General features: G+C 65.5%; 6 protein-coding genes and 1 pseudogene. 6 read left to right on the forward strand and 1 reads right to left on the reverse strand.

Going from position 1 to position 7,279, the window contains the following annotated elements:
• From ACT3UA_RS08055 to ACT3UA_RS08075, 5 genes and pseudogenes are all read left to right on the forward strand, one after another.
• Positions 1 to 1,994, forward strand: a pseudogene (locus ACT3UA_RS08055) (dipeptide/oligopeptide/nickel ABC transporter permease/ATP-binding protein).
• The gene (locus ACT3UA_RS08060) at positions 1,991 to 2,794 is read left to right on the forward strand and encodes an ABC transporter ATP-binding protein (RefSeq protein WP_096284318.1); all 804 of its coding nucleotides are present in this window, start codon (positions 1,991 to 1,993) and stop codon (positions 2,792 to 2,794) included. Before ACT3UA_RS08055 ends, ACT3UA_RS08060 begins: the two are co-directional and overlap by 4 nt.
• Positions 2,795 to 2,849: 55 nt before the next feature.
• Positions 2,850 to 3,797 carry a dihydrodipicolinate synthase family protein gene (locus tag ACT3UA_RS08065; protein ID WP_096284320.1) on the forward strand — a complete coding sequence of 316 codons (948 nt, stop codon included), beginning with the start codon at positions 2,850 to 2,852 and terminating at the stop codon, positions 3,795 to 3,797.
• A 2-nt stretch (positions 3,798 to 3,799) separates the two neighbouring features.
• Positions 3,800 to 4,744: an ROK family protein gene (locus ACT3UA_RS08070; RefSeq protein WP_444615919.1), complete on the forward strand. Its 945-nt coding sequence runs from the start codon at positions 3,800 to 3,802 to the stop codon at positions 4,742 to 4,744.
• A gap of 4 nt (positions 4,745 to 4,748) precedes the next feature.
• On the forward strand, positions 4,749 to 5,435 hold the full coding sequence (locus ACT3UA_RS08075; RefSeq protein WP_096284322.1) for an N-acetylmannosamine-6-phosphate 2-epimerase: 687 nt from the start codon (positions 4,749 to 4,751) through the stop codon (positions 5,433 to 5,435).
• A 188-nt stretch (positions 5,436 to 5,623) separates the two neighbouring features.
• Here the strand turns inward: ACT3UA_RS08075 and ACT3UA_RS08080 are convergent, their stop codons facing one another.
• Complete coding sequence (locus tag ACT3UA_RS08080) at positions 5,624 to 6,061, reverse strand: NUDIX hydrolase (RefSeq protein WP_255248361.1); 438 nt, start codon at positions 6,059 to 6,061, stop codon at positions 5,624 to 5,626.
• A 531-nt stretch (positions 6,062 to 6,592) separates the two neighbouring features.
• Between ACT3UA_RS08080 and ACT3UA_RS08085 the strand changes: the two genes are divergently transcribed.
• Positions 6,593 to 7,108: a hypothetical protein gene (locus tag ACT3UA_RS08085; RefSeq protein ID WP_141393483.1), complete on the forward strand. Its 516-nt coding sequence runs from the start codon at positions 6,593 to 6,595 to the stop codon at positions 7,106 to 7,108.
• Positions 7,109 to 7,279 lie beyond the last annotated feature (171 nt).

Here is a 7,279-nt window from a genome sequence, read left to right on the forward strand (position 1 = left end):
ATGACCATCATGGCCCCACGCAACAATCTGGTGCAACGCCTCAGCGCGGGCGGCAGCCGCTTCCGCGCGCTGACCCTAGGCTCCAAGATCTCCTTGGCTTTCCTGGTCCTGGTGGGCCTGCTCGCGCTGCTGGCCCCGGTGCTCGCCCCGCACGATCCGCTAGCCACCGGCACCCCGGCCCAAGCCCCGGGGGCCGAACACCTCTTCGGCACCGACCGCCTGGGCCGCGATATCCTCTCCCGGCTGCTGCACGGCGCGCAGGCCTCACTGCTGGTGGGCCTCGGCTCGGTGGCGCTGGCCCTGGTGCTCGGCGGGCTGCTCGGCGCCCTGGCCGCCACCAGCAGCAAGTGGGCCAACGAGACGATCATGCGCATCATGGACATGCTGATGGCCTTCCCGGGCATCGCCCTGGCCGCCGCGCTGCTGGCCTCGCTGGGCAACTCGCTGCCGGTGATCATCCTGTCGATCGCGATCATCTACACCCCGCAGATCGCCCGCGTGGTCCGCGCCAACGTGCTCGCCCAATGGGGCGAGGACTATGTGCGCGCCGAACGCGTGATCGGCGCCGGACGCTTCTTCATCCTCGGCACCCATGTGCTGCGCAACTGCGCCGCCCCGGTGATGGTCTTCGCCACCGTGATGTCGCCGACGCGATCATCCTCGAAGCCTCGCTCTCCTTCCTCGGCGCGGGCATCCAGGACCCGGCCCCGAGCTGGGGCAATGTGATCTCCTACGGCCGCACCCTGGTGCTCAACGGCGCCTGGTGGGCCACCACCTTCGCCGGCCTGACCATCCTGCTCACCGTGCTGGCGCTGAATATCCTGGCCGAGGGCATGACCGACGCGCTGGTCAACGTGAAGGGCGCGGGCAAGCCGCGCGCCAAGAGCGCAGAGCGCTCGGCCGTGGCCAAGGCGGCCACCGACGAGCACGCCCACGAACGGCTGCGCCGCGAACTGGACCTGCTGGCGCGCACCGAATCCCAGCGCACCGACCGGCTCGTCTTGGATGAGGCGGATCCGCGCACCATCCTGGAGGTCAAGAACCTCTCGATCCGCTTCCCGGACCGCTACGGGGATACGCAGATCGTGCAGGACGTGTCCTTCAACGTGCGCGAAGGCGAAACCATGGCGCTGGTCGGCGAGTCCGGGTGCGGCAAGTCGATCACCTCGCTGGCGATCATGGGCCTGCTCGGCCCCGGCGCTCAGCTGTCCGGGTCGATCAGCTTCGAAGGCAGGGAACTGCTGCCGGCCACCGCCGACGGCGGCACGCTGGCCGGGGACGACAAGGTCTACAAGGGATTGCGCGGCGAGTCGATCGCGATGGTCTACCAGGACGCGCTCTCCAGCCTGAACCCCTCGATGCTCATCGGCGAGCAGCTGCGCCAGCTCACCCGCCGCGGCGGGAGCAAGAGCCCCGAAGAGCTGCTGGCGCTGGTGAAACTGGATCCGCGGCGCACCATGCGCTCCTACCCGCATGAGCTCTCCGGCGGGCAGCGCCAACGCGTGCTGATCGCCATGGCCCTCTCGCGCCGCCCAAAACTGGTGGTCTGCGACGAGCCGACCACCGCGCTGGACGTCACCGTGCAGAAGCAGGTGGTGGACCTGCTCAACGAGCTGCGCGAGCAGCTCGGCTTTGCGATGGTCTTCGTCAGCCACGATCTGGCCCTGGTGGCCTCGCTGGCCCACCGGGTCACCGTGATGTACGCCGGGCAGGTGATCGAGGCCGGCCCGATCCGCGCGGTGCTGGCCAACCCGCAGCATGAATACACCCGCGGCCTGCTCGGCGCGGTGCTCTCCATCGAATCGCAGGCCGAGCGCCTGCACCAGATTCCGGGCACCGTGCCCAGCCCGTACGACTTCGTGCCCGGGGACCGCTTCGCCGAACGCAGCCAGCGTGCCGACGCGGACCCGCACCGGGCCACCAGCTTCGTTCCGGTGCCCGAGAATCCCGAACACCGCTGGGCCAGCCATGAGAATGCAGGAGTTAACCGATGAGCACCGACAACGCACCTGTGATCGAGCTGCGCGGCATCCACGTGCACCACAAGATCCGCGGCGGCAAGTTGTTCTCCCCGCGGCTGATCAAGGCGGTCAACGGGGTGGACTTCTCCGTGGCCCGGGGCGAAACGGTGGGCATCGTCGGCGAATCGGGCTGCGGCAAGTCAACCCTCGCCTCGGTGCTGGTCGGCCTGCAGGAACCCACCAGCGGGCAGGTGCACTTCGCCGGAAAGCCGGTGGGCAAGCGCATCGCCGCCGGGCGCAAGGCCTTCGGCCGGGCCGTCGGGGTGGTCTTCCAGGACCCGGCCACCGCGCTGAACCCGCGCATGAGCATTATGGACACGCTCACCGACCCGTTGCGCGTGCACGGCATCGGCAACGCCGCCTCGCGCACCGCCCGCGCCCTGGAGCTGCTCTCCGTGGTCGGCTTGCCGGCCTCGGCCGCCACCGCCCTGCCCAGCCAGGTCTCCGGCGGGCAGCGCCAGCGCGTGGCCATCGCCCGGGCGCTGGCCCTGGAGCCGGAGGTGATCGTCGCGGACGAGCCCACCAGCGCGCTGGACGTCTCGGTGCGCGCCCAGGTGCTCAACCTGCTCACCGACCTGAAGGCGCAGCTGAACCTGGGCATGGTGTTCATCTCCCACGATATCCAGACCGTGCGCTACGTTTCGGACCGCATCTGCGTGATGAACTCCGGCGAGCTGGTCGAGGAAGGCACCGCCGCACAGGTTTTCGACGCGCCGACCAACGAATACACCCGCACCCTGCTGGGCGCAGCTCCCTCGCTGCTCCAGCTCTAGGCACCCACAATTTCAGGGCCCGAAGAATTGGGCCCCAAGCAGAAGGATCAGTTACGTGGCATTTGTTAATAACCCGAAGTACAGCGGCGTCATCCCACCGGTAGTCACCCCCCGCTCGGCCGACGGCCAGCTCGACATCCCATCCCTGCAGCGCGTGGTCGAGCACCTGATCGCCGGGGGAGTCTCCGGGCTGTTCGTGCTCGGTTCCTCGGGCGAGGTGCCCTACCTGTCCAACGCCGAACGCGAGCAGGTGATGCGCGCCATCGTGGCCGCCAACTCCGGACGCGTGCCGATCCTGGCCGGCGCCAGCGAGCAGACCACCGTGCGCACCATCGAGGAAGGGGCGCGGTTGCTGGACCTCGGCGCCGACGCGCTGGTGGTCACCACCCCCTTCTACGCGTTGAGCAACGCCGCGGAGATCGAGGCGCACTTCCGCGGGATCAAGGCCGCGCTGAACGTGGACATCTTCGCCTACGACGTGCCGGTGCGCACCCATCACAAGCTGCCGCTGGAGGTGGCAATCCGCCTGGCCAACGACGGGGTGATCGTGGGCGTGAAGGATTCCTCGGGCGATGACGTGTCCTTCCGCCAGCTGCTGCTGGCCACCCGCGAGATCGAAGGCTTCTCGGTCTTCACCGGCCACGAGGTCGTCGTGGACGGCGCGCTGCTCGGCGGCGCCCACGGCGTCGTGCCGGGACTGGGCAACGTGGACCCGGCCGGCTACCGCCGCCTGTTCGAGTTGGCAGTGGCCGGCGACTGGGCCGGAGCCGCCGCCGAGCAGGACCGCCTCGCGGCCCTGTTCAACATCGTCTACACCCCGGATTCGGCCCGTGTTTCCGGCGGAGCCGCAGGCTTGGGCGCCTTCAAGACCGCGCTGGTCGAGCTCGGCGTGATCGCGGCGAACACCATGAGCGTGCCGATGGAAGCGCTGAACGCGCAGGAGGCCACCGCCATCCGCACCATCCTGAATGAAACCGGACTGCTCACCGCGGCGGCCAGCTAAGCATGAGCGAACTCCGCTTCGGCGCCGGCGCGGTGCTCGCCCTGGATGTGGGCGGCACTAAAATCGCCGGCGCCGTGCTGGATTCCCGCCGGCAGATCATCGCCACCGGCCAGGTGCCTACCCCCGCGAGCGCTGGAGCGCCGGCGGTGCTCGATGCGATGGCCGGGCTCGTGGGGCAGCTGCGCGGGAAGGCGAGCGAGGAAATTCTGGGCCTCGGCCTGGGCGCGGCGGGAGTCATCGACCCGGCGAACGCGCAGGTCACCTCCGCCACCGATACCATCGCCGGGTGGGCCGGAACGGATTTGCGCACCGAACTGCTGGCCCGCACCGGGCTGCCGGTCCGCGCGGTCAACGACGTGCACGCCCACGGACTGGGTGAGGCCCGCGCCGGTGCCGGACGCGCGGCGAAGCAGGTCTTGCTCTTCGCGGTCGGCACCGGCATCGGCGGAGCACACCTGGTCAACGGCCAATTGCTCTCCGGCGCGCACCATGTCGCAGGGCATATGGGGCACATCGACTCGCCGCTGGCGACCGGGCTGCCCTGCTCCTGCGGCCGCACCGGACATGTCGAAGCCATCGCCTCCGGTCCGGCAATCCACCGGCATTATCTCCGCCTCGGCGGAGATGAAGGAGTCTTGGACACCCGAGAGCTGACGGCTCGCGCCGGACAGGGCGATGAGCTCGCCCGCCGTGCGCTGCATACCGGGGCCCTGGCCGCCGGCATGGCGCTGGCCTCGCTGGGCAATGTGCTGGACCCGGAGCTGATCATCGTCTCCGGTGGGATGGCTGGCGCCGGTGATCTTTGGTGGCAGGCACTGCGTGCCGGATATGCCGCCTCGGCCATTGACCCGCTGGCGCACACCGCAATCGTGCCCGCCCAACTGGGCAACGACGCAGCATTTTACGGGGCGGCCAGCTTATTCTGGCCGGCCAACGAGAGGAATTAGAACCATGTTGCTCAGCGAACCGCAGCTAGAAGCCCTGCGCGGACGATTGATCGTCTCGGCGCAGGCCTATCCGGGCGAACCCATGCGCAACCCGCAGACCATGGCGCAAGTCGCCGCCTCCGCGGTGATCGGTGGGGCGGCCGCCGTCCGCGTGCAGGGAATAGCGGATATCCAATTCACCCGTTCGGCGGTCGAGGTGCCGGTGATCGGCTTGTTCAAGGATGGCCATGAGGGCGTGTTCATCACCCCGACAATCCACCATGCCCTCGCCGTGGCCCAGGCCGGAGCGCACATCGTGGCGCTGGACGGCACGCGCCGGGCTCGTCCCGATGGCAAGTCCCTGAGGCAAACCATCACCGCGGTGCACGAACAAACCGGTGCGCTGGTGATGGCCGACTGCGGTTCGCTCGACGACGCGCTGGCGGCCGCCGCGGACGGAGCCGATCTGATCGGCACCACGCTGGCCGGGTACACCGGAGAACGGGCCAAAACCGAGGGCCCGGACTTGGAGCTCCTCGCCTCCATTGCCGCCGCGGGGCTCGAACGGCCGCTGGTCGCCGAAGGGCGCATCCACACCCCGGCCCAAGCCCGTGCCGCGCTCGATGCCGGAGCATTCTGCGTTGTGGTCGGCACCGCGATCACCCACCCGGCGAGCATCACCGGATGGTTCGACGCGGCGCTGAGCCCATAACAGAACCTGCTTCCGGCCAAACACCTCGCGCAGCCAGAGAATTAGCCCTATCGCCGCGGGGTGGCTCAGGGATTGCTTGGAGCCGTGGGCGCGGGCCGACCCACCACTCGGGCGCACCTTGGCGATGCAGATCTCCTCGATTACCTCCCCTGGAAGGTGTCCAACCTTCGCTTGCAGCCCATCGTGAGTTACTGCGCCATGAGGGAATTGGCCGCAATTATGGCCGGAAGGCCGTTGCCTAGCCGTTCGAGGATGTACCGCTCGTGTGGAACGACTTTGCCAGGCAGCTGTCCAAGGTCGAACCAAGTAAGTGCCGACGCCTTGTGCGGCTCCATGATTTGGGGCGCACCGGTCCAAGCGGTGCATTCAAAGAAGAAATCGATGCGACCACCCGAGGTTTCGTTGCCGCACTGCGGCCGGTGGATAGTGGTTAGCGGCTTGAGTTGCATGGCATCCAGTTCGATCCCGAGTTCCTCCTTTGCCTCACGAACGGCCGCTTGGATGGCCGACTCACCCGCTTCGACGTGACCTGCGGCAGCATTTGACCAGTAATTGTCTAGATAACCGGAGCCCTGCCTGCGCTGCAGGAGAACTCGATGCCTATCGCGAATGACTACGTAGCTCACGGGCGTCAGCGCGTTCCTGTTGTTGATGTGAAATCACTGCCTCTGAGTATTTAATAAGCTGGCCACGAGAACGACCAGCCAAAGCGGATGCGATGGCTAAACTGCGAGATCTCTAGTCAGTAGTACCTGCGCACGACTTTCAGATTAGATAATCGTCTGTTTTGAAGTCTTCGATTTTTGGTCAAATGCCAAATTACCTGCCCCTTCGTGATTGCCAAGCAGTCGCCGAGCGTACCAATGGTTCAACTAATTGAACAGCTAGTTTGCCAGGCTTGTGAAGAGGTCCAGTGCAAATACGACCGTGAAGAACAGAGCGATCCAGAATGCGACTAAGGCCCAGTTGCTAAAAAACTTGTTCTCTTTCGAATGAGTTCGCTTCCGATCTTGGCGTTCCCAGCAGAAAGTCCCAATAAATACCAGCGTCAAAAATAATGAAATAAGCATTGGCGCTAGCATGGTCTTTCTCATTCCGGTAGGCTAAAAGATGTTGCTGCTGATCATAGTAGGAAGTTTATTCGATACCGATGGGAGATGAAAATGACTAAAAGCCTAGTGGATACGCCCAAATCTCATATCGCGTGCCCTGCTGGAACTCGATGTTTATTCATTCTCGCCCCTGCCTTGTCGATCGCCTTGACGCTGCTGGCCTATTGGGTGGCCAGCCCGTGGATCCCGGACCATGTGGCAATACATGTCGGTCCCGACGGAGTTGGCTACGGATCGGCACTGCGCATGTTCGTGACCTGCTGCATCATCGCCACGGTGGCATTCATCGTTGGAGGAGTCACCGCGAGGGGATTCTTCGTGTCCGGACACTGGTATCAGATTGAGAAATCGATCGTCGTGAGCACGGAATCATTCGCCTATGCGGTGCTTGGCGTTGGGCTTGGTTCAGTCATGAGCACCTTAGGGCAAGAACCCAATGGTTCCAACACCCAAAGTGCTGGTATCGGATTATTGTCGTTCGTGCTCGTTTTCATCGCATCTGCCACCGTTTATGTCTTAGCGCTTCCCAAAGGGCGCTTTGAAGAGCTAGATACCGCATAGTTCGGCACAGTTCTCGCGCACGCTCGAGAGTGCGTAAAGGTCCGTCGACTAGAGACCTGTGCCTGTCGCTTTGGGCAGAACAACTTCAGCGGTGTTGTTCATTCTCGCTGGTGCTTCGGCAGGTGGATGACCGGTGGGGTCGTGTCCCGGACTACTCCGGTGGCCGGGGGT

Origin of the sequence: Glutamicibacter sp. 363 (assembly GCF_052379505.1) — a bacterium.
Lineage (GTDB): Bacteria > Actinomycetota > Actinomycetes > Actinomycetales > Micrococcaceae > Glutamicibacter.